This window comes from Falsiroseomonas sp. (assembly GCF_051860665.1).
Taxonomy (GTDB): domain Bacteria; phylum Pseudomonadota; class Alphaproteobacteria; order Acetobacterales; family Acetobacteraceae; genus Falsiroseomonas.
Window position 1 is genome coordinate 197,431 of sequence record NZ_JBHYDM010000002.1, and the last position, 22,350, is coordinate 219,780.

At 71.4% G+C, this 22,350-nt stretch carries 23 protein-coding genes, 1 pseudogene and 1 riboswitch; of the genes and pseudogenes, 7 read left to right on the forward strand and 17 right to left on the reverse strand.

The annotated features are described in order from the left end of the window. Position 1 precedes the first annotated feature (1 nt). Positions 2-1,699 (forward strand): thiamine pyrophosphate-dependent enzyme, encoded by a 1,698-nt coding sequence (locus tag ACTIF1_RS02705; RefSeq protein ID WP_439594829.1) that lies wholly within the window; start codon positions 2-4, stop codon positions 1,697-1,699. 42 nt (positions 1,700-1,741) lie between these two features. Here the strand turns inward: ACTIF1_RS02705 and ACTIF1_RS02710 are convergent, their stop codons facing one another. From ACTIF1_RS02710 to ACTIF1_RS02720, 3 genes are all read right to left on the reverse strand, one after another. Next, entirely contained in the window at positions 1,742-1,936 is a 195-nt protein-coding gene (locus tag ACTIF1_RS02710; protein ID WP_439594830.1) for a hypothetical protein, read from the reverse strand. A 99-nt stretch (positions 1,937-2,035) separates the two neighbouring features. Next, positions 2,036-3,004, reverse strand: coding sequence for a Bug family tripartite tricarboxylate transporter substrate binding protein (locus ACTIF1_RS02715; RefSeq protein WP_439594831.1), 969 nt, complete (start codon positions 3,002-3,004; stop codon positions 2,036-2,038). 76 nt (positions 3,005-3,080) lie between these two features. Further along, complete coding sequence (locus tag ACTIF1_RS02720; protein ID WP_439594832.1) at positions 3,081-4,868, reverse strand: gamma-glutamyltransferase family protein; 1,788 nt, start codon at positions 4,866-4,868, stop codon at positions 3,081-3,083. Positions 4,869-4,964: 96 nt separating this feature from the next. Between ACTIF1_RS02720 and phnN the strand changes: the two genes are divergently transcribed. Further along, the gene (gene phnN, locus ACTIF1_RS02725) at positions 4,965-5,543 is read left to right on the forward strand and encodes a phosphonate metabolism protein/1,5-bisphosphokinase (PRPP-forming) PhnN (protein ID WP_439594833.1); all 579 of its coding nucleotides are present in this window, start codon (positions 4,965-4,967) and stop codon (positions 5,541-5,543) included. On the opposite strand, the gene ACTIF1_RS02730 is transcribed toward phnN, so the two are convergent. From ACTIF1_RS02730 to phnG, 8 genes are read right to left on the reverse strand one after another with little or no spacing between them, the layout of a single operon-like run. After that, the gene (locus ACTIF1_RS02730; RefSeq protein WP_439594834.1) at positions 5,482-6,153 is read right to left on the reverse strand and encodes a DUF1045 domain-containing protein; all 672 of its coding nucleotides are present in this window, start codon (positions 6,151-6,153) and stop codon (positions 5,482-5,484) included. The two genes, phnN and ACTIF1_RS02730, sit on opposite strands and share 62 nt — an antisense overlap. Continuing rightward, positions 6,153-7,292, reverse strand: a complete 1,140-nt coding sequence (locus tag ACTIF1_RS02735) for an alpha-D-ribose 1-methylphosphonate 5-triphosphate diphosphatase (protein ID WP_439594835.1) — start codon at positions 7,290-7,292, stop codon at positions 6,153-6,155. Before ACTIF1_RS02735 ends, ACTIF1_RS02730 begins: the two co-directional genes overlap by 1 nt. After that, positions 7,289-7,987, reverse strand: coding sequence for a phosphonate C-P lyase system protein PhnL (gene phnL / locus ACTIF1_RS02740; RefSeq protein WP_439594836.1), 699 nt, complete (start codon positions 7,985-7,987; stop codon positions 7,289-7,291). Before phnL ends, ACTIF1_RS02735 begins: the two co-directional genes overlap by 4 nt. Next, positions 7,984-8,742: a phosphonate C-P lyase system protein PhnK gene (gene phnK / locus ACTIF1_RS02745; protein WP_439594837.1), complete on the reverse strand. Its 759-nt coding sequence runs from the start codon at positions 8,740-8,742 to the stop codon at positions 7,984-7,986. Before phnK ends, phnL begins: the two co-directional genes overlap by 4 nt. Then, positions 8,739-9,581, reverse strand: coding sequence for an alpha-D-ribose 1-methylphosphonate 5-phosphate C-P-lyase PhnJ (locus tag ACTIF1_RS02750; protein ID WP_439594838.1), 843 nt, complete (start codon positions 9,579-9,581; stop codon positions 8,739-8,741). Before ACTIF1_RS02750 ends, phnK begins: the two co-directional genes overlap by 4 nt. After that, positions 9,578-10,648, reverse strand: coding sequence for a carbon-phosphorus lyase complex subunit PhnI (locus tag ACTIF1_RS02755; protein ID WP_439594839.1), 1,071 nt, complete (start codon positions 10,646-10,648; stop codon positions 9,578-9,580). Before ACTIF1_RS02755 ends, ACTIF1_RS02750 begins: the two co-directional genes overlap by 4 nt. Positions 10,649-10,651: 3 nt before the next feature. Then, positions 10,652-11,263 (reverse strand): phosphonate C-P lyase system protein PhnH, encoded by a 612-nt coding sequence (gene phnH / locus ACTIF1_RS02760; RefSeq protein ID WP_439594840.1) that lies wholly within the window; start codon positions 11,261-11,263, stop codon positions 10,652-10,654. Then, positions 11,260-11,727, reverse strand: coding sequence for a phosphonate C-P lyase system protein PhnG (phnG, locus tag ACTIF1_RS02765; RefSeq protein WP_439594841.1), 468 nt, complete (start codon positions 11,725-11,727; stop codon positions 11,260-11,262). The genes phnH and phnG overlap by 4 nt, the downstream gene beginning before the upstream one ends. A gap of 92 nt (positions 11,728-11,819) precedes the next feature. Here phnG and phnF point away from each other — a divergent pair, with 92 nt between their 5' ends. Then, positions 11,820-12,584 (forward strand): phosphonate metabolism transcriptional regulator PhnF, encoded by a 765-nt coding sequence (gene phnF, locus ACTIF1_RS02770; RefSeq protein ID WP_439594842.1) that lies wholly within the window; start codon positions 11,820-11,822, stop codon positions 12,582-12,584. 2 nt (positions 12,585-12,586) lie between these two features. After that, positions 12,587-13,741, forward strand: coding sequence for an alpha-D-ribose 1-methylphosphonate 5-triphosphate diphosphatase (locus ACTIF1_RS02775; protein WP_439594843.1), 1,155 nt, complete (start codon positions 12,587-12,589; stop codon positions 13,739-13,741). Between the two features lie 158 nt (positions 13,742-13,899). Here the strand turns inward: ACTIF1_RS02775 and ACTIF1_RS02780 are convergent. The 6 genes and pseudogenes from ACTIF1_RS02780 to ACTIF1_RS02805 all read right to left on the reverse strand — a co-directional run. Next, positions 13,900-15,783 (reverse strand): annotated as a pseudogene (locus tag ACTIF1_RS02780) (methyl-accepting chemotaxis protein); the annotation flags it as partial. An 86-nt stretch (positions 15,784-15,869) separates the two neighbouring features. After that, entirely contained in the window at positions 15,870-16,850 is a 981-nt protein-coding gene (locus ACTIF1_RS02785; RefSeq protein ID WP_439594844.1) for a Bug family tripartite tricarboxylate transporter substrate binding protein, read from the reverse strand. 66 nt (positions 16,851-16,916) lie between these two features. After that, a complete protein-coding gene (locus tag ACTIF1_RS02790; RefSeq protein WP_439594845.1) occupies positions 16,917-17,384 on the reverse strand; it encodes a YaiI/YqxD family protein in 468 nt (155 codons plus the stop codon). After that, entirely contained in the window at positions 17,381-18,355 is a 975-nt protein-coding gene (locus ACTIF1_RS02795) for an ABC transporter substrate-binding protein (RefSeq protein ID WP_439594846.1), read from the reverse strand. Before ACTIF1_RS02795 ends, ACTIF1_RS02790 begins: the two co-directional genes overlap by 4 nt. Then, the gene (locus ACTIF1_RS02800; RefSeq protein WP_439594847.1) at positions 18,352-19,110 is read right to left on the reverse strand and encodes an ABC transporter permease; all 759 of its coding nucleotides are present in this window, start codon (positions 19,108-19,110) and stop codon (positions 18,352-18,354) included. Before ACTIF1_RS02800 ends, ACTIF1_RS02795 begins: the two co-directional genes overlap by 4 nt. Further along, on the reverse strand, positions 19,107-19,853 hold the full coding sequence (locus ACTIF1_RS02805; protein ID WP_439594848.1) for an ABC transporter ATP-binding protein: 747 nt from the start codon (positions 19,851-19,853) through the stop codon (positions 19,107-19,109). The genes ACTIF1_RS02800 and ACTIF1_RS02805 overlap by 4 nt, the downstream gene beginning before the upstream one ends. Then, a riboswitch (TPP riboswitch) is annotated at positions 19,844-19,951 on the reverse strand. (Overlaps the previous gene by 10 nt.) A gap of 186 nt (positions 19,952-20,137) precedes the next feature. On the opposite strand from ACTIF1_RS02805, the gene ACTIF1_RS02810 reads away from it, so the two are divergent. From ACTIF1_RS02810 to ACTIF1_RS02820, 3 genes are read left to right on the forward strand one after another with little or no spacing between them, the layout of a single operon-like run. Next, positions 20,138-20,695: a manganese efflux pump MntP gene (locus ACTIF1_RS02810; protein ID WP_439594849.1), complete on the forward strand. Its 558-nt coding sequence runs from the start codon at positions 20,138-20,140 to the stop codon at positions 20,693-20,695. Between the two features lie 26 nt (positions 20,696-20,721). Continuing rightward, a complete protein-coding gene (locus ACTIF1_RS02815) occupies positions 20,722-21,849 on the forward strand; it encodes an acetoin utilization protein AcuC (protein ID WP_439594850.1) in 1,128 nt (375 codons plus the stop codon). Continuing rightward, positions 21,846-22,328: a DUF192 domain-containing protein gene (locus ACTIF1_RS02820; RefSeq protein ID WP_439594851.1), complete on the forward strand. Its 483-nt coding sequence runs from the start codon at positions 21,846-21,848 to the stop codon at positions 22,326-22,328. Before ACTIF1_RS02815 ends, ACTIF1_RS02820 begins: the two co-directional genes overlap by 4 nt. Positions 22,329-22,350 lie beyond the last annotated feature (22 nt).

The following is a 22,350-nucleotide window of genomic DNA, read 5'->3' on the forward strand; positions in this document are numbered from 1 at the left end:
CGTGGCGCATGCGGCAGTCCAAAGTTCCAACGGCATCGAACCCCGCACCGGCGGCCAGCTTCTCGCCGATGCGCTGGTCGCCAATGGTGCGACGCATGTCTTCGCCGTGCCGGGCGAAAGCTACCTCGACCTGCTGGATGGCCTCTACAACCAGCGCAACCGCATCGAGCTGGTGACCTGCCGCTTCGAGGCCGGCGCAGTCCATATGGCCGAGGCCCATGGCAAGTTGACCGGCAAGGCGGGCGTGGCCGTGGTGACCCGCGGCCCGGGTGCCTGCCACGCCGCCATCGGCGTGCATGTCGCCTTCCAGGACAGCACCCCGCTGGTCCTGCTGGTCGGCCAGATCCCCATGAACGAGACCGACCGGGAAACCTTCCAGGAGGTGGACTACCGCCGCTTCTTCGGCCCCATCGCCAAGTGGGTGACGCAGATCGACGAGGTTTCCCGAATTCCCGAGCTGATCGCCCATGCCTTCGACGTCGCGACCAGCGGGCGGCCGGGCCCGGTGGTGGTGGCGCTGTCGGAGGAAATGCAGAAGCACCTGGCCAGCGTGCCGGATATCGGGCCGGGCGCGGTCATGCCGGCCCATCCGGCGCCGGCGGCACTGGACCGGATGATGGAGATGCTGGGCAAGGCGGAGCGCCCGCTGGCCATCCTGGGCGGCAGCGGCTGGACCACCGAAGGCAAGGCCGCCATCCGCGACTTCCTGGTGGGCAACGACATTCCCGTGGCCGTGTCCTTCCGCCGCATGGGCCTGTTCGACGGCACCTCCGCCCATTATGCGGGCGATCTCGGCGTCGGCGCCGATGCCGGGCTGGTCGCCAAGGCGCGGGAGGCCGACCTGATCCTGGCCTTCGGCACCCGCCTCGGCGAGCCCGTCAGCCAGGGCTACACCCTGTTCGATTTCGCCGGGCGCCAGCCGATCATCCAGGTCCACCAGGACCAGGCCGAGATCGGCCGGGTGCATCGCGTGGCGCTGGGCATCACCGCGGATGTCAACGCTTTCGCGAGTGCCGCCGCCGCCCTGCCGCGCATCGCGCAGCCGCGCTGGGGCGAATGGCGCAAGGCGGTGCGGGCGCAGCGGGAGGCGCAGGCCAAGGCGCCGGAGTATGAGGGCCCGCTGAACCTGGCGGTGGCGCTGCAGGAACTGGAGAAGGTGCTGCCGGCGGATACCATCTACACCTCGGATGCCGGCAACTTCGCCACCTGGCCCAACCGCTTCATGCATGTCCGGGAGGGCCAGGATTTCCTGGGCCCGACGAACGGCGCCATGGGCTACGGCATCCCGGCGGCGATCGGCGCGGCCATCACCCATCCCGACCGCACCGTGGTCTGCTTCGTCGGCGATGGCGGCGCGCTGATGACGGGGCAGGAGATGGCGACCTGCTTCCACCACAACGCCGCGCCCATCATCCTGGTCTTCAACAACGGCATGTACGGCACCATCCGCATGTACCAGGAGCGCACCTATCCCGGCCGCGTCTCCGGCACCAAGCTGACCAACCCGGATTTCGCCCGCTTCATCGAGGCCTTCGGCGGCCATGGCGAGGTTGTGGAGGCCACCGACGAACTGGTGCCCGCCTTCCAGCGCGCCAAGGCCAGCGGCAAGGCGGCGATCATCGAGATCCGCATGAACCCGGAGCAGGTGACCAACCGCGCCACCATCACCCAGCTGCGGGCGCAGGCGCAGAAGGCCTGAGGCGGGCCCGCCGGGCTGGATCTCCTCCAGCCCGGCTCAGGGTCAGGGATCGACCTGGATCAGCTCATCGCTCTCGCCGCCAGCCGCGCCGCCATCGCCCTGGCCTGGATCGACGAAGATCGGCTCCCCCGGCTGCACCGGGGTATAGGTCCCGGTCTGCGGCACGACGCTGATGCCGCCCACGACCTGGGTGAGCGCGGCATCATCAAGCGGCTGGGCGGGGTGTTCCGCGGACATGGTCCTGCTCCTGCTGTGGTGGACAAGTTTCTACAACAGGCCCTTGTCACCACACCAGTTGCGCAGGGCCTCTCGCCGGGAGAGGCCCTTTCTATCGCCCTATTCCGGCTGCAGCCCGGTGGAGCGCACCAGCTCCTGCCACAGCGCGCGCTGAGTCCGCAGCAGGGTGCCGAGCTCGGCGGGCGTGCCGGGGAAGGGGGCGTTGCCATTGGCGGCCAGGCGCTCGACCATCGCGGGCTTCTTCAGCCCCTCGTTGATCGCGGCGTTCATGCGCGCCACGATCGGCTCCGGAATGCCGCGGGGCCCCATCAGCGCGGAGAAGCTCGGCAGGTCGTAATCCGCCACGCCCTGTTCCTGCACGGTGGGGAATTCCGGTGCCAGCGGCCAGCGCGTCGGGCTGGTGACCGCGAGCGCCCGCACCTGGCCGGCGCGGACCGTGGGGATGATGCCGGCAAAACTGTCGAAGACCAGCTGGATATTGCCGGCGATCAGATCCGCCAGGGCCGGCGCCGCGCCGCGATAGGGCACATGGGTCAGCTCCGTGCCGGTGCGCTGCATGAACAGCACGCCCAGCATGTGGTTGGCGCCGCCCGCGCCCGCCGAGCCGTAGTTCAGCTTGCCCGGATTGGCCTTGGCATAGGCCACCAGCTCCGGGATGTTCCGCACCGGCAGGCCGGGATGGACGCAGACCATCGCCGTGCCCGTGGCGAAGCTGGCGATGGCGGTGAAGTCGTCCACGCCCTCATAGCCCGGCGTCTTGAACAGCAGCGGCGCGCCGAGGTGGGAGGAGGGGCTGGCCAGCATCACCGTATAGCCATCGGGGGCCGATTGGGCGACATGCGCCGTGCCGATGGTGCCGCCGGCGCCCGCGCGGTTGTCCACCACCACGGCCACGCCCAGCCCCTCGGAAAGGGCCTGCGCCTGCAGGCGCCCGGCGATGTCGCTGGCACCGCCGGGCGGGTAGGGGACCACAAGGCGGATCGGCCGCGCGGGCCAGGCGGGTTGGGCCAGTGCGGGCGTGGCGAGCAGACCTGCCGCAAGGGTGGGCAGGTGACGGCGGCGAAGCATCATGCGACTCCAGAAGGGCCATGAACCGCCCAGTTGGATGCAAGATGGGGGCCGCCGGCAAGCCCCGCCGGCCGGCCTATCGCCCGACGGCGTAGCCCTGCATGCCGCGCGGATTGGCGCCGGCGAAAAGCTGGCCATCCTCCTCCTGCCGCGCCGCGCTCAGGCGCCCCTCGGACCATTCGCCGCCCATATCCACCTGGTGGCCGCGGGCGGTCAGCATGCGGGCGACTTCCGGCGCATAGCGGCCTTCCAGCACCACCTTGCCGGGGCGGGCAACGCGCGGCCAGAAGCTGCTCGGCCAGTGTTCCGTGTGGAAGGCGGGCGCGTCGATCGCCTGCTGGATGTTCAGCCCGTGATCCACCATGCGGGACAGCATGATGGGCTGCCACTGGTCCTGCTGCTCACCGCCCGGCGTGCCGAAGCTCATCCAGGGGCGGCCGTCCTTCAGCACCATGGCGGGGGAGAGCGTGGTGCGCGGCCGCTTGCCCGGCTTCAGGCCGTTCGGCAGGGACTCGTCCAGCCAGAACATCTGCCCGCGCGTGCCGAGGCAGAAGCCCAGCCCCGGCACCGCCGGGGAGGACTGGAACCAGCCGCCGGAGGGCGTGGCCGAGACCATATTGCCCTGGCTGTCGATGACATCGACATGGCAGGTATCCGCGCCCGAGACGCCAAGGCGCGCCACCGTGGGCTCGCCGGCGCCGGGAGCGCGGGTCAGCATCTCGATCCGGCTGGCGGCGTCGTGGTCCACCCAGGGGGTGGCGAGGCCGGGCAGGGTGCCGGGGCGCAGGTCCAGGCTCGCCGCCTCGCCGATCAGCTTGCGGCGCTCTGCCGCATATTCGTCGGAGAGCAGGTGGTGGATCGGCACATCGACGAAGTCGGGGTCGCCGTAGAAAGCCTCGCGATCGGCGAAGGCCAGCTTCATGCATTCGATGACGGTGTGGACGAACTGCTCGCCCAGCGGGTCCATGGCGCCGATATCGAAACCCTCGAGCAGCGCGAGGGTCTGCAGCATGGCCGGGCCCTGGCTCCAGACGCCGCATTTCAGCACGGTGTGGCCGCGATAGTCGCGGCGCAGCGGGGCCTCGGTGCTGGCGCGCCAATGGGACATGTCGTGGGCCGTCAGCACGCCCTTGTGGCGCTGGCCGGAGGCATCGAGCAGCGCGTCACGCGCGAAGAAGTCCCCGATCGCCTCGGCGACGAAGCCGCCATACCAGGCATTCCGCGCCGCCTCGATCTGCGCCACGCGGTCATGGCCCGCCGCCTCCGCCTCCCGCAGCACCCGCTCCCAGGTCCTTGCCAGCGTCGGATTGGCGTAGAGGCCGCCGGCCACCGGGCCGCCGTTGCGCAGCCAGATCTCCGCCGAGGTCGGCCATTCGGATTCGAACAGCGGCTTCACCGTGTTCAGCGTGGCGACCACGCGCGGCACATAGTGGATGCAGCGATGGGCATAGCCGATGGCGTAGGACAGCACGTCGCGCAGGGACCAGGTGCCGTAGTCGCGCAGCATCAGCGCCCAGGCATCGAAGGCACCGGGCACCATGGCGGGCAGGAAGCCGGTGCCGGGGATCAGGTCCAGGCCCAGCTCGCCCTTCACATGCGCCACCGTCAGCCCCGCCGGCGCCACGCCCTGGCCGCAGATCACGCGCTGCGCCCCGGCCTTGGCGTCGTGGATGATGATCGGGCAGTCGCCGCCCGGCCCGTTCAGATGCGGCTCCGCCACCTGAAGGGTGAAACCGGCGGCCACCGCCGCGTCAAAAGCATTGCCGCCCCGCTCCAGCACCGCCATGCCGACCTGCGAGGCAATCCAGTGGGTGGAGGCGACGACACCGAAGGTGCCGGCGATCTCGGGGCGCGTCGTGAACATTCGGGGGCAATTCCGTCTGGCGTCTTGAGGGCTTCTTGAGATCGGCGATAGGCGCAGGCAGAAGCGTCACGGTCAATATTGCGGTGCGCAAGAACGATGCTGGTGCCTGTGGTGGGGCCCTCCGGGGCGGGCAAGGATACGCTGATGGCGGCGGCGCGGGCGCGGCTGGCCGGGGATGCCCGTTTCGTCTTCGCGCGCCGCAGCATCACCCGCCCGGCCGAAGCGGGCGGGGAGGATCATGACCCGCTGAGCGAGGCGGATTTCCGCCGGAGGCAGGCGGAGGGCGGCTTCCTGCTGTGGTGGCCGGCGCATGGCCTGCTCTACGGCATACCGCGCGACATCGAGGCGCGGCTGGCAGAGGGCCGGGTGGTGGTGGCGAACCTGTCGCGCACCGTGCTGGCCGAGGCCGCTTCACGCTTCCCGCTGCGCATCCTGAACATCACCGCCCCGCCCGCGGTCCTGGCCGCACGGCTCGCCGCGCGTGGCCGCGAGACCGAGGCCGACATCGCCGCCCGCCTGGCGCGGGAGGCGGCGCTGCCGCCGGGGCTGGAGGTGGAGACCGTGCTGAACGACGGCAGCGTGGAGGAGGGCGTCGCGCGCGTCCTCGCCGCGCTCAGCCGAGCAGCGGCAGACGCTCGGCCAGCAGGAAGGGCGCACCCGGCCCCGCCTGGGTGAACAGGCACAGCTCCGTCACGCGGCGCGGCTGCGCCGGCACATCGCCGAGATGCGCGGCGAGCGCCGGGCGCACCACCGCCATCTCCTCGGCATTCAGCCGGCGCGAGAGCGTGACGTGGAACCACCACTCGGAAAAAACATAGTGGTAGCCCCAGCGGTGCAGGTTTGTGCGCTGCGCCTCGGTCATGCGTTCGGGTTTGCGGCGGGCGATTTCCTCGGGCGTGGGCGGGGCGCGATGCGCGTCAAGGCCGGCGACGCAAGCATCGCAGAGCGCCTGGAGGTCGTCGGAACGCTTCGTCTCCAGCAGCGCCAGGAAGCCGTGATGTTCCGCGAGCTGCAGCGGCGGCAGGGCGAAGGGGCGGGTGCGCAGGGCCAGCGCCATCGCATCCTCGCGCAACGCCGCATAGCTGGTGGCGAGGCGGAAGGGCGGCTTCAGCGTGGCGTGCAGGCCGTAGCCGCGGGCGTCCCTGGTGATTTCCGCGATGTCGAGGCCGGGCAGGGAGGGTTGGGGGATGGTGGCGCCGGTCTCGGTGTCCCGGCCGAGCCAGGTGGAGCCAAGCTTGTGCAGCGGATCCTCCAGCCGCGGCGCCCAATAGATGCCGACGCGCATCAAGCGATCCGCTCCCCGGCGCGCCACACCTTGCGCACAACGGCATGCCCCTCATGCGGCCGGATCTGCACCAGGTCGGCGCGCAGCCCGGCCTCCAGCCGCCCACGATCCGTGAAGCCGGCCATCCGCGCGGCGGTATCCGTGATCATCGCGATCGCCGCCGGCAGCGTCGTGTGCCCCTGGCCGGCGGCCAGCCAGGCGGCCTCGACCATCGCGGGCGGCACATAGTCGCTGGCCAGCACATCCACCGCCTGGTCATGCATCAGGTCGGAGACGGCGACATTGCCCGAATGGCTACCGCCGCGGACGATATTGGGCGCGCCGGCGATCACCTGCACGCCGAGCTTCTTCGCCGCCTGCGCCGCCTCCAGCGTCACCGGGAATTCGCTGATCCGGATGCCATCGGCGGCGTTGCGGGCGATGCCCTCGGGGCTGTCATCGTCATGGCTGGCGAGTGGCAGGTTGCGATAGGCGACGCGGTCCAGCAGCCAGCGCCGGTTCGGCTCCAGCAGCCGCTCGCGCTGTTCCAGCAGTTCCGTGATGCGCTTGTCCACCTCCGCCGCGGTCTTGCCGTTGCGGATACGCATCTGGCGATAGCGTTCCACGTCCCGGTACTGCCCGACCCCCGGCGAGTGATCCATGAAGCTGACCATGCGGACGAGCGGATGGTCGGCCGCCATCTCCACGAGTTCGCGCATATCCGCGGCCGGGATTTCGCAGCGCAGGTGCAGGAAATGGTCGGATTTCAGCAGGCCCGTGCCGGCCAGCGCATCCAGGTCCTGCACGCCCTCGACAAAAGTCTGGGTGCGGCCGACGTCGAAGCCGAGGTCGCCGAGGCAGAGCGCATCCAGCACCGTGGTGACGCCGGCGGCGGCCGTCTGGCTGTCATGCGCCAGCATGGCGGAGCGTGATGGCCAGCGCGCGGTGGCGCGCGGCTGCACCTGGCGTTCCAGATTGTCGGTATGCACATCGACGATGCCGGGGATCAGGTGGTCCCCATCCAGGTCGATGGCGCCGGCGGCCTGGCTGCGGCCGGGCTGGATCTCGGCGATGCGGTCGCCGCGGATCACCAGCGTGCCGAACACCACCTGGTCCCGAAGGACGAGCTGGGCATTGGTGAGGATCAGTTCGGCTGTCATGCGGCATCCTGGATTGGCAGAACTTCGAACAGGCGATCGGCCACCTGCTCGCGGATTTCGGTGTCGTGGAAGATCCCGATCAGCGCCGCGCCGCGGGCCTTGGCCTCCGCCATCAGGGCCACGACAACCTGGCGGTTCACCGGGTCGAGGCTGGCGGTCGGCTCGTCGAGCAGCAGCACGGGGTAGTCCGCGGCAAAGCCGCGCGCCAGGTTGATACGCTGCTGCTCGCCGCCGGAGAAGGTGGAGGGCGGCAGGTTGTGCAGCCGGGGCGGCAGGTTCAGGCGGGTGAGGAGTTCGGTGGCGCGCGCCAGCGCCGCCTCGGCCGGCACGCCGCGGGCGCGCAGCGGCTCCGCCACGATATCGCGGGCGCCGACGCGGGGGATGACCCGCAGGAACTGCGAGACATAGCCCAGCGTCTCCCGCCGGATTTCCCGCACCAGCAGCGGGTCGGCGGCCGCGAGGTCGACCAGCGCGCCGCGATGGCGGATCAGGATGCGGCCCGCGCCGGCGCCGTAATTGCCGTAGAGGCAGCGCATCAGCGTGGATTTGCCGGCGCCCGAGGGCCCGGTCAGCGCCACGCATTCGCCCGGCGCCACGCTGAAATCCACGCCATCCAGCACGGGGATGCGGACATCGCCCTGCAGGAACAGCCGAAAAACCTTGGAGAGGCCTTCGGTGGCCAGGGAGATGCTCATGCCGCCAGCACCGAGGAAACCAAAAGTTGCGTATAGGGGTGCTGCGGGTCGTCCAGCACCCGGTCCGTCAGCCCGCTCTCCACCACCACGCCATGCCGCATCACCAGCATGCGATGCGCCAGCAGGCGGGCGGCGGCGATATCATGCGTGACGATCAGCACGGCGAGGCCGAGATCGGCGACCAGGGCGCGGATCAGGTCCAGCAGGCGGGCCTGCACGGAGACATCAAGGCCGCCGGTCGGCTCGTCCATGAAGACCAGTTTTGGCAGTGTCACCAGGGTGCGGGCGATCTGCAAACGCTGCTGCATGCCGCCGGAAAATTTTGCCGGGACCTCATCCATGCGGGCTGGGTCGATTTCCACGCGGGTCAGCCAATGGGCAGCCTGGTCGCGGATATGGCCGTAGTGGCGGGCGCCGGTGGCCATCAGCCGCTCGCCGATATTGCCGCCGGCCGAGACCGCCATGCGGAGGCCGTCGCGTGGGTTCTGATGCACAAAACCCCATTCGCTGCGCATCAGGCGGCGGCGCGCGGCCTCGGTCATGCCGAGCACGTCCTGGCCGAGATAGGAAACCTCGCCGGCATCGGGGCGCATCAGGCCGGAGAGAACCCGGAGGAGGGTGGTCTTGCCGCTGCCGGATTCCCCGACGATGGCGACCACCTCGCCGGGGTGGATGTCGATGTCCACGCCGTCGAGGGCGGCGATGCGGCCGAAGCGGAGGGTGAGGTCGCGGGCGGTGAGGAGGGGCTTGCTCATTCCGCCGCTTCCTTCACCGCCTGCCGCTCGCTGCAGAAATCCGTGTCCGAACAGACAAAGATCCGCCCGCCCACGTCATCCGTCAGCACCTCATCCAGATAGGTGTCGCGCGACCCACACAGCTCGCAGGCATGCGGCGCGCGGATCGGCCGGAAGGGGTGGTCGTCGAAGTCCAGGCTTTTGACCGACGTATAGGGCGGCACGGCGTAGATGCGCTTTTCCCGCCCCGCGCCGAACAGCTGCAAGGCCGGCATCTGGTCCATCTTCGGATTGTCGAAGGCGGGGATCGGGGAGGGCGACATCAAGTAACGAGAATTCACCATCACCGGATAGGAATAACTGGTGGCGATATGGCCGTGGCGGGCGATGTCCTCGTAGAGCTTCACATGCATCAGCCCGTAATCGGCCATGGCATGCATCCGCCGCGTCTCCGCGATGCGTGGCTCAAGCCGTCCCAGCGGCTCGGGGATCGGCACCTGGTAGACCAGGATCTGGTCCTCGCGCAGCCTGCGTTCGGGGATGCGGTGGCGGGTCTGGATGATGGTGGCGGCTTCCGTGCTTTCGGTCGTCGCCACGCCGGCGGTGCGGCGGAAGAAGGCGCGGATGGACACCGCATTGGTGGTGTCGTCGCTGCCCTGGTCGATCACCTTCAGCACATCGGCGGGGCCGAGCACCGCGGCCGTCACCTGGATTCCCCCCGTGCCCCAGCCATAGGGCAACGGCATCTCACGCGACCCGAAGGGCACCTGGTGGCCAGGGATGGCGACGGCCTTCAGGATGGCGCGGCGGATCATCCGCTTCGTGCTCTCGTCCAGATAGGCGAAGTTGTAGCCGCTCATTTCGCGGACTCCACGGAGGCGCGCATCGTCCGGACATTCTCCAGTTCCGACTGGAAATCGACATAGTGCGGCAGCTTCAGATGCTCGACGAAGCCGGTCGCCTCCACATTGTCGCAATGCGACAGCACGAATTCCTGCTGCTGCGCGGGCGCCTCCGCCGCCTCGCCGAGTTCCGCCGCGCGCAGCGACCGGTCGACGAGCGCCATGGACATCGCCTTGCGCTCGCCATGGCCGAAGACCAGGCCATAGCCGCGGGTGAATTGCGGCGGCTCCGTCCGGCTGCCCTTGAACTGGTTCACCATCTGGCACTCGGTGACGGTGATATTGCCGAGGTCGATCTCGAAGCCGAGCTCCGGCGGCGTGAAGCCGACCGCCACCTCGCCCATGCGGATCTCGCCCACGAAGGGATGGTTGCCGCCATAGCCGCGCTGGGTGGAGTAGCCGAGGGACAGAAGAAACCCCTCGTCGCCGCGCGCCAGCGCCTGCAGACGCAGGGGCCGGTCGGCGGGGAAGGAGAGCGGTTCGCGCGTCAGGTCGCCCGGCTCGTCTTCGGAAGCCGCCTCGCGCTGCATCAGCCCCTCGCGGGCCAGCATTTCGGTGACCCGCGGCGTCGGCTCGTTGTTCGGCTCTGCCTCGGGCGGCCCGCTCGGCAAGTCGCCTGCGGCAGCCAGACGAAAATCCAGAAGACGGTGGGTGTAGTCGAAGGTCGGCCCCAGCACCTGGCCGCCCGGCAGGTCCTTGTAGGTGGCGCTGATGCGGCGCTGGATGGCCATGGTGTTGGTATCCAGCGGCGCGCTGGCGCCGAAGCGGGGCAGGGTGGTGCGATAGGCGCGCAGCAGGAAGGCGGCCTCGATGAGATCGCCGCGGGACTGCTTCACCGCCAGCGCGGCGAGGCCCCGGTCGTGGCAGGATCCCTCCGCCATCACCCGGTCCACGGCGAGGCCCAGCTGCGCCTGCACCTGGTCCGCGGTGACCTCCGGCAGGGAAGGGTCGCCGCGGCGGGTCTCGTCCAGCCAGGCATGGGCCGCGCCGATCGCCCGCTCGCCGCCCTTGGTCGCGACATACATGGCTCAGCCTTCCTCGATCGCGACGCTGCGCGGCAGGGCCGCGATGCAATCGCCGGCGCAGAGGATCACATCCACGCCGCAGGGCGTCCGCGCCCGGTTCGCCGCCCAGTCGGCCAGGAAGCCGGCTGGCGCGCCCGCGACCTGCAGCCGGTGTTCGTCGCGGATGCCCGGCCCGGTCAGCCGCCAGCCGCGACCTTCGGTCAGCGAAGCCACGTCCAGGATCAGGGTGGCGCCCCGCTCGGGCTCCTCCTCCGTCCCCGGGTCCAGCGCCAGCAGCGCGGCGCCGGCGTCCAGAACGAACTGCGCCGCGCCAGCGGCGACCAGCGGCGCACCGCAGTGAAACCGCACCCAGGCTTCCGCCTCGGGGCCCGCATCAAGGCAGAGCCGCGTCTCGGCATCCACCAGGGTCAGCAGCACCGCCGCGGCGGCGGGGGAAAGGCCGGGCGGCAATTCGGGAAGCTGCGGCAGGCGCTGCACCTGGCCGGGGCGACTCATCGCCTGCAGCACGGCGCGGAAGGCGGCCTGGGCGTCCAGCACGGGGTCGGCGAAGCCGGGGTAGGTCGTGCCGGAGGCGCGCGGGGAGGTGCCGGAGGCGCGCGGGGAGGTATGGCTCATCGCATCTGGGTCATGGTGAAGAACTCCACGCGGGTCGCCGCGGCCTTTCGCGCCTGGGCTGCGCGCCGCTCGGCCTGGGCGGCCTCCAGCGGCGCGATCACCGCGGCTTCCAATCCGGGCGCTCGCCCAGGATCCTGCATCAGCGCATCGACCAGCGCGGCCAGCTCCGCCTGGCGGGCATCGCGGCCGGCGACATAGCCGTGCCCCACCGTGCCATCGTCCAGGCGCACGGCGCAGCGCGTCACGGTCATCTCGCCCAGGTTGAAGGGCGCGCCATCGCCGCCGGCGCGGCCGCGCACCATCACCAGCCCGGTCTCCGGCCCGCGCAGGCGCCTGTGCTCGGGCAGGGCCGGCAGAGGCGCCAGCCGCGCCGCGATCTCGGCGGCGCCGGCGCGCGCCAGGATGGACATCCAGCGGCGGCGTGCGGAAGGATCGGGGGAGGGGTCTGGCTGGGTCTCGTTCATGGGGCGCTCGATTTGTCTAGACAACTAGTCATCCGCCCCGATATCGTCAAGCGAAACTGGCACAGCAAGGCGGGCAGGGGTTTGAACTTTCCATGACGGACGATCCGAAAGCCTCGAATGCCCTGCCCGCCGGCGGCCTGCTCGCCCGCGGCCAGGGCATCGCCCTGTGGCGGCAGATCGCCCAGCGGCTGGAACGGGACATCGCCAGCGGCCTGCACGCCCCCGGCGCCCGCCTGCCGACCGAGGCGGAGCTGGCCGCCGAATACAAGGTCAACCGCCACACCGTGCGCCGCGCGATGGAGGAGCTGGAGGGACGCGGCCTGGTCCGCATCGAACAGGGCCGCGGCAGCTTCGTGGCGGAGGATGTGGTCGACTACAGCCTGGGCCCGCGCACCCGCTTCTCGGAGATCATCCGCCGGCAGAATCGCGAACCCGGCGGGCGCATCCTGCGGGTGGCGGAGGTGGCGGCGGAGACGGGCCTCGCCGAGCTGCTCGGCATCCGCCGCGGCCGCCCGGTTGTGCTGGTGGAGCGGCTGGCGCTCGCCGATGGGCGTCCGCTGGTGCTCGGCACGCACCATTTCCCCGCCGCCCGCTTCGGCCGCCTGCCCGAATTGTTGCGCGCCGATCCCTCGATCACGGCGGCCATGGCGGCCTGCGGCGTGCCGGACTACCGCCGCCGCGTCACCCGCATCACCGCCCGCCTGCCGACGCCGGAGGAGGCAGAGCTGCTGCAACAATCCCGCAACCGCCCCGTGCTGGTGACGGAGGCGATCAATACCGACCCGGCGGGGGAGGTGGTGGATGTCACATTCGGCCGCTACGCCGCCGGCCGTGCCCAGCTTGTCGTGGAGTCCTGATCTTGGCCCCCGCTTCTCAGATTTGGCTGATCGAGCGCGGCGACGCGCTGCTGGAGGGCGCGCTGCGCCCGGCCTCCGTTGCGATGGCGGAGGGCGTTTTTGCGACCAGTTCCGCCCCGGGCGCCCGGCGCTTCGACGCCGGCGGGCTCCATGTGCTGCCCGGGCTGGTGGATATCCATGGCGATGCGCATGAGCGGCAGATGCAGCCGCGGCCGGGCATCGGCTTCCCGCACGGGCTCGGCATGCGCGATTCCGCCGCGCAGTTGCTGGCCGCCGGCATCACCACCGCCTGCCTGGGCGTGACCCTCTCCTGGGAGCCCGGCCTGCGCGGCATCGCCGCCTGGCGCGCCACGCTGGCCGCGGTGGAGGGTCTGCGCGGCCAGGGTGGCTGCGATATCCGCATCCATTGCCGCTACGAGGCCGACAACCTCGATGCGGTGGAGGAACTGCTGGGCGACATGCAGGCCGGCCGCGTCGCGCTGCTCGCCTTCAACGACCACACGCCGGGCATCGCGAAACGCCTGCCGGACCCGGCCAAGGCCGCCGCCTATGCCCAGCGCGGCGGCGTGCCGGTGGCCGAGTTTGCTCGAATGGCCGAGGCCGCCATGGCCCGCCGGCCGGAAGTGCCCGCCGCCCAGGCCCGGCTGTCCGCGGCGGCGCAGGCCGCCGGCATCCCGATGCTGAGCCATGACGACGCGACGCCCGAGGCCCGCGCCGCGTTCCGGGCGCTGGGCGCGCGCGTCTGCGAATTCCCGATGTCCGAGGCCGTGGCCAAGGCGGCGCGGGACGCCGGCGAGCATGTGGTGATGGGCGCGCCGAATGTGGTGCGCGGCGGCAGCCATATGGGCTGGGGCAGCGCCGCGCCCATGGCCGAGCAGGGCCTCGTGACCATCCTGGCCTCGGACTACTACTGGCCCGCGATGCTGGAGGCCGCCTTCGTCCTGGCCGACCGCGGCGTGCTGGATTTTCGGGCCGCCTGGGCGCTGGTCTCGGCCAATCCGGCGGAGGCCGCGGGGCTCACGGACCGCGGCCGCATCGCCCCCGGCCTGCGCGGCGACCTGGTGCTGGTGGACCCGGCCCGGCGCGCGCCCATCGCCACCTTCTGTGCCGGCGAACTCGCATGGGTGGCGACCGGGGCGGCGGGGCGGATCGGCTGAGGCGCGTCGCCGGCGGCCCCGACCGCCTCAGGCGGCGCGGATCCCCGCGAGGAAGATATCCACCTGCTGCCGCAGCCCCTCGGCGCGCTCGGACAGCTCGCCCGAGGCCGTCCGCAGCTGCACCGCGGCGGCGCGGTCTGCTGCGCGCCCAGGGTCACGCCGGAGGCATGGCGGCTGACCTCCTGCGTTCCGGCGGCGGCTTCCGTCACGGCCCGCCCGATCTCCTGCACGGCGGCCGCCTGCTCCTCGGCGGCCGCGGCGACCTGCCGCGTCAGGTTGTCCATGCCCTCGATGGTCCGGCCGATGCCGCGGATCGCCTCCACCGCCCGGCCGGTCTCCGCCTGCATGGCGGAAATCTGGGCGCTGATCTCCTCGGTGGCCTTGGCCGTCTGGCCCGCCAGCACCTTCACCTCGCTCGCCACCACGGCGAAGCCCTTGCCCGCCTCGCCGGCCCGGGCCGCCTCGATGGTGGCGTTGAGGGCCAGGAGGTTGGTCTGGCCCGCGATGTCGCCGATCAGCCGCACCACGCCGCCGATGCGCGACGCCGCCTCGGCCAGGGCGGTCACGGCGCCGTCCGAGGATTGCGCCGTCTCCGCGGCCTGACGCGCCACGCGCGCGCTCTCATTGACCTGGCGTGCCACCTCCGCGATCGAGGCCGACATTTCCTCGGCGGAGGCGGCGACGGTCCCGACATTGCCGCTGGCCTGCTCGGCGGCCGCGGCAAGCGAGGCGGCGCGCTCGGAGCCACCTTCGGCATTGCCCTGCAACACCTGGGCGGTCGCGTCCAGTTCCGTGGCAGCCGAGGCCACGACGCGTACGCTGTCCGCGGCCTTTGCCTCGAATTCGCCCAGCAGGGCCTCGATGCGGGCGGCGCGGCGCGCTTTTGCAGCCTCCTCCGCGCGGCTCGCCTCGGCCAGCCGATCCGCCGCGATCAGCCCGTCCTGCAGCACCACGACGGCCCGCGCCATGGCGCCGACCTCGTCGCGCGCATCGCGGCCCGCGACGGCCACCGTCCGGTCGCCGGCCGCCAGGGTGCGCATGGTTCCGGCCAGCGCCACGATCCGGCGCGCCAGCCCGTTCCCGATCGCCAGGCCCAGCGCGGCCAGGGCGATGCCGACCAGCCCGATGGCGGCGAGGCTGCCCCACAGCAGACGGTCCCGGGCGGCGGCCATGGCCGCTTGCTGGAGGCCATACTGGTCGTTCAGCGCCTTGGTCAGCCGCTCCAGGCGGGTCGAGAGCGCCATGCCCGCCGCGCGAAGCTCGCTCACCGCCCCCGGCAGCGCCAGCCAGCCCTCGGCGAAGCTGCCGAAGGCCGCCTGGTAGGCGTTCATCTCCGCCAGGATGCCGCGCCGGACCTCCTCCGGCAGCTCGGCCTGCGCCAGCAGCGCCGTGAAGGCGCGGAGCGTGCCGGCCAGGCTCTCGGCATAGCGGGCTTCGCTGCGCAGCATGAGGTCCTTCTCATGCCGGCGCGCCTGCAGCATCAGCGTTTCGAGGCGGGAGACGGTCAGCGGGTCATGCCCCTGCTGGCCGAGCGTCGCCAGGCGTGCCTCCGCGCTGCGGACCGCCCGGCGCAGGCTGCCCTGCAGGCCGTCATTCTCGTTCAACCCGATGCGGCGCAGGTGCTGCGCCAGCTCGGTGAAGCCGCGCTGATAGGCCACCATCTCCGCCGAGATGGCCTGCACCTCCGCCCGCGCCGCCGTCCGCTGGAGCTCGGCCAAGTCCGCATCGGCCCGCTGCAGGGCGGCGGCGCGCTGGTCGAGCGCGGCCTGGCTGCGCTCGGCGATGAAGATATTGCCCTGGTTGCGCATGGTCGCGAGCGCGAAGGCCGGGCTGTCGGCGGTGTGGAGCGTCGTGCCGAGGTCCGACAGCTCCCGTTCCAGGCGCTGCTGCTGCATGTTCATGACGGCCAGCACGGCGCCGCTGCCGATGATGGCCAGGACGCCGAGCGCGGCGATCAGGCCAGCCTGGACACGAACGGAGAAGCGGCTGAGGCGTGCCGACATCGAGGCTGATCCCGCAACCATTCCGGTACAGTATCGCATACGCGCGATAATGGGCGCTTAACGGCGGTAAGTCGGCCGGGCTGGTCCCGGCCCCTCCGTTGGCAGCGGCGGGGCCGGCGGGGCGATCAGCTGTCCAGCGTGAGCCCCAGCTCCCGGATCAGCGGCGCCCAGATCGCCGTCTCGCTGGCGATCAAGGCGGCGAGGTCGGCGCCGGTGCCGGGATAGGGCTCCAGGCTGATGGAGCGCAGCCGCGCCGCGACCGCCTCCGTCTCCAGCGCCTTCACCAGCTCCGCCTGCAGCCGCGCCACGATGGCATCCGGCGTGCCGGCAGGCACGGCGACGCCCTGCCAGGAATAGATATCGGCGCCCGAAAGGCCCTGCTCCGCCAGCGTCGGCACCTCCGGCAGCAGGGTCAGGCGCTGCGGCGCCGGGATGGCGATGGCGCGAACCCGGCCGGCGGCGATGTGGGGCGCGCCGGAAGCATAGTCGATGAACATCGCCTGCACCTGCCCCGCCACCATGTCCTGCACCGCCGGCGCGCCGCCGCGATAGGGCACATGGGTGATCTGCACCTGCGCGGTGCGGGCGAAGCGCTCCGTCGCCAGGTGGGTCGGCGTGCCGACGCCGGGCGAGCCGAAGTTCAGCCGGCCCGGATTGGCCCGCGCATAGGCCACCAGCTCCGGCCCCGTGCGCACCGGCACGTCCGGATGCACCACCAGCACGAAGGGAAAGCGCGCGATGGGGGCCACCGGCTTGAAGTCGCGGATCGGGTGGTAGGGCAGGCGCGCCGACATGGCGGGCGTGATGACCAGCGCGGTGAGGTCGGCCGAGAGCAGCGTATAGCCATCGGGCGCCGCGCGCGCCGCGGCCTCGCTGGCCGGGATGGTGGCGCCGCCGGGCCGGTTGTCCACCTGCACGGGCTGGCCGAGCGGGCCCGAAATGGCGGCCGCCAGCGTGCGCGCCAGGAAATCGGAGCCGCCGCCGGGCGCATAGGGCACGATCCAGCGCAGGGGGCGGCTGGGCCAGGCGGCCTGGGCATGGGCGGCGCCGGGCAGAAGCGCGGCGGCAGCCAGGCCGCCGAGGCTGCGACGGGAAAGGCGAGGCATGGTTGGTGTCCTTCTTGGATACCAAACATTCCGCACCCTTCGCGACCTCGAATCAAGCCGCCGGGCTCAGCCTTTCGCGCGCCTTATTGCCGCCTGCGCCATGGCATCCAGCGCGTTCAGGAAGCGCGACTTGTCGGCGCCCGCCATCGGCGGTGGGCCGCCGCCCATGCCCAATTCGCGCAGGTGCTGCGACATGGCGCGGCCGGCCAGCGCACTGCCGATATTGTTCTCGGTCCAGGGATGGCCCTTGAAGTTCAGCGCAAAGGCGCCCTTGGCCAGGCAGCGGGCGGCCAGCGGGATATCCGCGGTCAGGCAGATATCGGTGGGCGTCGCGGCTTCGGCGATCCAGTCATCCGCCTTGTCCGCGCCATCGGTGACGATGACGATCCGCGTGCGCCCGCCCGGCGGCCGGATCGGGCGGGAGCCATTGGAGATGAAGATGGTCTCGAAGCCGAGCCGGCCCGCGACCCGCAGAACCTCGTCGCGGACGGGGCAGGCATCGGCATCGACCAGGAAGCGCGGTTCGGGGCTCATCGCCCCTGCGTAGCGGGCGGCAGCTCCACCGCATAGCTCTCGATCGGCGGCACGCTGCGGATCATCCGGCGCTCCACCAGGAAGCGCGCAAAGCGCTCATAGCGGTTGCGGTCCAGCGCGCCGGGGCTCAGCGAGAAGCGGTTCGACGTGCTGGCGAAGGCGCGGCGGTTCAGCTCATTGTCCAATTCGCGGCGCGGGCCGGCGATGAACAGGCGCCAGGATTCCTCCGGGTTGTTCACCAGGAAGTGGGTCGCGGCTTCCGTCGCATCGATGAAGCGGCGCAGCAGCGGGTCCTGGGCGCGGTCGCGATGGGTGATGTAGATCAGCTCGTCATAGGCCGGCATGCCGTATTGCTCGGGGAAGAAGGCGCGGCCGGGGCGGTTCTCCAGGTCGAGCTGATGCAGCTCGAAATTGCGGAAGCCGCCGAGGATGGCATCCACCTGGCCCGACATCAGGGCGGAGGACAGGCCGAAATTCACGTTCACCAGCCGGATGTCGGAAAGCCGCAGGCCCACCGTCTCCAGCATCGCGCCCATCGTCACCTCCTCGAAGCCCGCGACGGAATAGCCGACGCGCTTGCCGCGCAGATCCGCGAGGCTGCGCACCGGCCCGTCCCGCAGCACGGTCAGGGTGGAGAGCGGCGTCGCCACCAGCGTGCCGATGCGCATCAGGGGCAGGCCCTGGTCCACCGCAAGGTGCAGGTTCTTCTGGTAGTAGACGCCGATATCGCCGCGCCGCGCGCCGATCAGCCGCGGCGGGTCGTTCGGGTCGGCCGGGGCGACGATCCGCACATCGAGGCCCGCGCGGGCGAAATCGCCGCGTTCCTGGGCGAGGATGATGGGCGCATGGTCCGGATTGATGAACCAGTCGAGCAGCACGGTCAGCTGCGCGGGCGCCGGCTGCGCCAGGGCGGCCCGGGGTGCCAATAGCGGCGCCAGCAGCAGAGCGAGTGCGAGAACAAGCCGCTTCATGTCGTGACCTTTTCGGTGAGAAGGGAATCCGGCTGCCAGGGAATGGCGCGGCGCAGCAGCCAGTCCGTGGCGAACCACAGGGCCAGCGCCATCAGCATCAGCACCAGCAGCGCCGCGAACATCACATCCGTCTGGCTGCGCCCATTGGCATGCAGCATGAGGTAGCCGAGGCCGGCCGAGGCCCCGACCCATTCGCCGACCACGGCCCCGATCGGCGCGACCGCGGCCGCGACGCGCAGGCCCGAGGCCAGCGACGGCAGCGCCGCCGGCACCCGCACCCGCCACAGCGTGGCCAGACGCCCGGCGCCCATGGTGGCGGCGAGGTCGAGCAGGCCGGGCTCCGTCCGCCGCAGCCCGTCATAGAAGGCGGTGGCGACGGGGAAGAAGATGATGAGGGTCGCCATCGCCACCTTGCTGGCGATGCCGAAGCCGAGCCAGAGCGTCAGCAGCGGCGCGATGGCGAAGACCGGGATGGCCTGGCTGATCAGCAGCAGCGGCAGCAGCCAGCGCCGCCCCTCCCGCCAGGCCACAAGCACCAGCGCCGTGCCGATGCCGAGCAGCGCGCCCAGCGCCAGGCCGAGCAGGATCTCGGAGGCGGTGATCAGCGCATGGTCGAGAATGCTCTCCCAGCGATCGGCCAGGGCGAAGGCCACGCGGCTCGGCGCCGGCAGCAGGAAGGGCGGCACCTCGGTCAGCCAGACGAAACCCTGCCAGAGCAGCACCAGGCCGAGGGCGGCCAGGACTCCGCGGATCATGCCACCGCCTCCGCCAGGCGTTCGAGCAGCGCGGCCTGGGCCGCGAGCAGCGCGGGATCGCCGGCCGGGCGAGGGGGCGCGCCTTCCGGCACCTCCACCGCCACCGGCACCGCCGGGCTGCCCGAGAGGACAAAGATGCGGTCGGCGAGGCGCAGCGCCTCCAGCGGGTCATGCGTCACCAGCAGCACGGTGCGGCCGGCGAGCAGGCGGGCGGAGAGCGACTGCATGCGGTGGCGCGTCGGCGCATCCACGGCGCTGAAGGGCTCATCCATCAGCACCAGGGGCCGGTCTTCCATCAGCGTGCGGGCCAGGGCCACGCGCTGGCGCATGCCGCCCGAAAGCTGCGCCGGGCGCTTGACCGCATCGGCAGGGGCCAGGCCAACCTCGGCCAGCATGGCCCTTGCCCGCGCCTGGTCTGGCGCCTGCCCGCGCAGATGGGCACCGAGGGTGACATTGCCGAGCACGTCGCGCCAGGGCGCCAGCAGGTCCTGCTGCGCCATATAGGCGACCCGGCCGGCCAGCGGCGCCTGGTCCTCCGCCTGCACCAGGCCACCCTCCGGCACCGGCAGCAGCCCCGCCACCAGCCGCAGCAGCGTCGATTTGCCGGACCCCGAAGGCCCGAGCAGCGCGGTGGTCCGCCCGCCCGGCACCGCCAGGTCGAGCGCGCCCAGCACCGGCTGCCCCCCCAGGGAGAGGCCATGCGGCAGGGCAATGCGGAATCCGGGTGAATCAAGGCCGAGCACGACACCGTTCCCTTCGCCGGCATGACCCGGATCAGGTTCGTGGGGTCGCGGGGACTGCCCCGCCTCTCAGCCCCCTATGGGCTCCCCCCGATGACGCGCCCTGTATGCGGTGCGCCGGCCCGGCTGGCAAGGGCGTGCGCCGGCCGCGAGTCGTTTCCCCCTCCCGCTTGTGTAGCCTGCGGAACATCTTTGGGTGCTGACTACAAGTATCTGTTTTTAAATGATAAATTTGACTGACAACGGCTGCGGGCCTAAAGGCGGCGCGACGCAGCCGGACCCTTGCCATGTCACCCGTCGCCATCACCGTTCTCGCCCTCGGCATGTCCGTGGATGCCTTCGCCGCCGCGCTCAGCCGCGGCGCCGCGGTGCCGCGCGTGCGGATGGGCGATGCCTTGAAGGCGGGGGCGGTCTTCGGCGCGGTGGAGACGGCAACCCCGGTGCTGGGCTGGTGCGCCGGCATCCTGGCGGCCGGGCAGATCGCCGCGGTGGACCACTGGGTGGCCTTCACCCTGCTCGGCCTGGTCGGGCTGCACTGCCTCTACGCCGCGCTGCGCCGCGCGCCGGATGCGCCGCCGCCCGCGCGCTCCGCCTGGATGCTGGTGGCGGTGGCGCTCGGCACCAGCATCGATGCCATGGCCGTCGGCGTTTCGCTCGCGGTGCTGGAGGTGGATATCTGGGTGGTGGCGCCGGCCATCGGCCTGGCCACCTTCGTCATGGCCACCGGCGGGATGATGGCCGGGCGGCTGCTCGGCAGCCGCTTCGGACGGGGGGCGGAGGCGCTGGCGGGTCTTGCGCTGATCGCGCTCGGCACCTCCATCCTGGTCGAGCATCTGGCCGGGTAGGCGTCGCCACGCCATCTTGGCGGGGCATGCGCCCCCTCCTCATCGGCTCCGAAATCTATCGCGGCTCCACCTACGGCCCGAAACATCCGCTGGCCATTCCCCGCGTCTCCACCATGCTGGACCTGGTCCAGGCCATGGGCTGGGTGGCGCCGGGGCAATATCTGGACAGCCCGCGCGCGACGCCCGACCAGCTTACCCGCTTCCATACGCCGGACTACATCGCCGCGCTGATGCAGGCGGAGGCGACGCAGGCCGTGGACCCGGCGCATCGCGACCGCCACCGCATCGGCGCAGATGGCAATCCGGTCTACCGCGAGGTCTTCTCCCGCCCGGCCACCGGCGCCGGCGGGGTGATGCTGGCCGCAACGCTGACGGCGGAAGGTGGTGTTGTGCATGTGCCGGGCGGCGGCACCCATCACGGCCAGCCGGACCGCGCCAGCGGCTTCTGCTACCTGAACGATGCGGTGCTGGGCCTGATGACCTGGCTCGACCTGGGCCTGGACAATATCCTGTACCTGGATATCGACGCGCATCACGGAGACGGGGTGGAGGCGGCCTTCGCGGATGATCCGCGGGTCTTCACCGTCTCGGTGCATGAGGATGGGCGCTGGCCGAATAGCGGGCCCGTGGAGAACCGGGCAGGGGGCCATGCCCGCAACCTGCCGGTGCCGGAAGGCTTCAACGACAGCGAGATGGATTTTCTGCTCCGCCACGCCGTCCTGCCCATCCTGCGCCAGCGGCGGCCGCAGGCGGTCATGCTGCAATGCGGCGCGGATGCGATCGCGGAGGATCCGCTGTCTCGCCTGGCGCTGTCGAACGCCGCGCATCGCGCCGTGGTGGCCGCGCTGATGGGCCTGGCGCCGCGGCTGATCGTGCTGGGGGGCGGCGGCTACAACCCCTGGTCGGTCGCGCGCTGCTGGGCGGGCGTCTGGGCGACGCTGAACTGCCTGCCGATCCCGCCCCGCATCCCAGCCGGGGCGGAGGCGGTGCTGCGCGGCCTGGCCTGGACTCGCGCCGCCGGCCGCAACCCGCCCGAGTCCTGGTTCACCTCGATCGCCGATGCGCCGCGGCCCGGCCCGGTGCGGCCGGAAATCCGGGCGCTGGCGGCCCGCACTCTGGAAGGCCTGCCGGAGCCTGCTAAGCTGCCCGCATGATCACACGCCGCCCCCTGCTCGCCGCCCTTGGCCTTTCGGCCGTCACCCCGGCGCTGGCCCAGCCCGGCGTGGACCGCCCGCAGCCGAAGCTGCCGACGGAGCCGCTGGTGATCGTCACCCGCAACGGAACCCGCCACACCTTCCAGGTGGAAATGGCCGTCAGCCCCGACCATCAGATGATCGGCCTGATGTTCCGCCCGAGTGTCGGCGCCGATGAGGGCATGCTCTTCGACTGGGGCCAGCCGCGCGAGAGCAGCATGTGGATGCGCAATACCATCGCGCCGCTCGACATGGTCTTCATCGCCGCCGATGGCCGCGTCCACCGCATCGCCGAACGCACCGTGCCCTATAGCCTGACCCCGGTGGACAGCCGCGGCCCGGTGCGGGCGACGCTGGAGCTGCAGGCGGGAATCACGGAGAAGCTGGACATCCGCGTCGGCGACCGCGTGCTGCACCGCATCTTCGGCACCGCGCCCTGACACCACCCGTAACCCTTGCCCT